The 2457-nt window shown below is 67.9% G+C and carries 1 protein-coding gene and 1 pseudogene; one reads left to right on the top strand and one right to left on the bottom strand.

The annotated features are described in order from the left end of the window. Positions 1–1654: autotransporter domain-containing protein (locus AABA86_RS33785; RefSeq protein WP_338309819.1), on the top strand; the 1654-nt coding region annotated here is incomplete at its 5' end. A gap of 13 nt (positions 1655–1667) precedes the next feature. Here AABA86_RS33785 and AABA86_RS33790 read toward each other — a convergent pair. Further along, positions 1668–2457 (bottom strand): annotated as a pseudogene (locus AABA86_RS33790) (GGDEF domain-containing protein); the annotation flags it as partial.

A 2457-nucleotide genomic window follows, 5' to 3' on the forward strand; every position in this document is an offset into this window, starting at 1 on the left:
CACCGTCAGCGGCGGCACATTGCAGGTGAACGGATCGATCGCGTCATCCAGTCTGACGACGGTCCAGAACGGCGCGGCACTCAGCGGCAGTGGCACGGTCGGGTCGACCGTGATCGGCAGCGGGGGCATCTTCGCACCGGGCAACGGCACGGCCGGCACGTCGATGGCCGTGAGCGGCAGCCTCGCTTTCGCGTCCGGCGCGGTCTATCTGGTCCAGGTCAGTCCCGCGGTGGCCTCGTTCGCCTCCGTTAGCGGTGCGGCGACGCTCGGCGGCGCCACGGTAGGCGCGGGGTTCGCGAGCGGCAGCTACATCCCGAAGCGCTACACTATCCTGACCGCGAGTGGCGGGGTCAGCGGCACATTCGGCTCGCTGGTCACGACCGGCCTGCCGGGCAACATCAGAAGCGCTGGCTTGAGCTATGATGCCAACGACGTCTATCTCGACCTGGTCCTGAACTTTGGAATTCCGACCGGCCTCAACGGCAACCAGCAGCATGTCGGCGACGCGCTGACGAATTTCTTCAACACCAACGGCGGAATCGCCGCGCTCTATGGTGCGCTGACGCCGGCTGGCCTGACGCAGGCTTCCGGCGAGCCGGGAACGGGCTCGCAGCAGACCACGTTCAACGCCATGAGCCAGTTCATGGGCCTGCTCACCGATCCCGTCGCGTCACGCGAGGGCGGGCCGGGTTCGGCCAGCGGCGCAACCGGGTTTGCCGAGGAGGATCAGGCCAGCGCCTACGCCGCACGCAAGCGCACCGATGCATTTGCGATGATGACAAAAGCCGGGCCGCAGACCTTTGCGCAGTCCTGGAGCGTGTGGGCTGCCGGCTTCGGCGGATCGCAATCGACCGACGGCAATGCTGCGGCCGGCTCGAATGACACCACGAGCCGCATCGCCGGCACCGTGGTCGGAGCCGACTATCGGCTCTCACCGTCCACGAAGCTCGGCTTCGCGCTCGCCGGTGGCGGCACCAGCTTCGGCGTGAACGGCCTCGGCTCGGGTCGCTCCGACCTGTTCCAGGCCGGCGCCTATCTGCACCACGCGAACGGCCCGGCCTACGTCTCCGCCGCGCTGGCCTATGGTTGGCAGAACATCACCACCGATCGCACCGTGACGATCGCCGGCGCCGATCGCCTGCGCGCCGCGTTCGACGCCAATGCCTATTCCGGTCGTCTCGAAGGCGGCTACCGCCTGGTCGCGTCGTGGATCGGTGGGATCGGCCTCACGCCTTATGGCGCGGCGCAGTTCACGACGCTCGACCTGCCGGCCTATGCCGAACAGGCCGTCTCCGGCTCATCGGCATTTGCCTTGAGCTACGCCGCGAAAAGCGTGACCGATGGCCGCAGCGAGCTCGGCCTGCGTACCGACAGGTCGTTCGCGACGCTGGACGGCGTGTTGGCCCTGCGCGGCCGTGTCGCCTGGGCGCATGATTTCAATCCCGATCGTACCGCCGCAGCAACCTTTCAGGCGCTCCCGGTCGCAAGCTTCGTCGTCAGCGGCGCAGCGCAGGCCCGCGACGCCGCGCTCACGACGGCTTCGGTCGAGATGAAGTGGCTGAACGGCTGGTCGGCGGCGGCCACGTTCGAAGGCGAGTTCTCCAGCGTCACCCGCAGCTACGCCGGCAAGGGCAGCGTTCGCTACGGCTGGTGAGCGATGGGTCCCTTCACGCGCTCTTCGCGGGCCAAGGCACGACCTGTCCCGACATCACCAGCCGATCGCGGCCGCTGTCCTTCGCGGCATAGAGCGCGCGGTCGGCCGCAGCGACCAGCGTGCTGAAGTCCGTGGAGGTCAGCGACGGAAGACCGGTTGCGGCGCCGACGCTTACCGTGACCAGCCGGGAGGGCGGATTTTGCGCATGCAGCATGGCAAGATCGGACAGCGCCTGCCGAACCGCTTCCGCGACCTCCACGCAGCCATCCGGACCTGTGTTCGGCAACAACACGGCGAATTCCTCGCCGCCGTAGCNNCTTGAAATGATCGACGTCGATCAGCAGGAGCGAAAGCTGCGTGCCATCGCGCCGGGCGCGCGCCCATTCGTCGGCGAGGCGTTCGTCGAATGCGCGCCGGTTGGCAAGGCCGGTGAGGCCGTCGGTCCTCGCAAGCGAAGCGAGCTTGTCCTGGAGATCCTTCTGCTCGGTCATGTCGCGCACGACCGCGACGACGCCGTCGATCGCGCCGCTGTCCGATGCCACCGTCACGTGCAGCGCCGCCTCCGCCCAGATCTCCCCCTTGTCGCGATGACGCTGGCGATAGACGAACCGCGCTTCCTCGGCCTCGCCGCTCTTCAGCGCGGTGATGGCCTGAGCGACCCGTTCCATGTCGTCCGCGTGAATGCCGGCCAGGGCCGACGTGTTCAGCAGTTCCTCGGCGGTCCAGCCGGTGATGCGCACGCATGACGGAGAGACGTAGAGCAGCCGGTCATCCAGCCCGATCCGGGTCACCATGTCGCTGGA

It is taken from the genome of Bradyrhizobium sp. TM233 (genome assembly GCF_036247965.1).
In the GTDB taxonomy this organism is placed as follows: domain Bacteria; phylum Pseudomonadota; class Alphaproteobacteria; order Rhizobiales; family Xanthobacteraceae; genus Bradyrhizobium; species Bradyrhizobium ottawaense.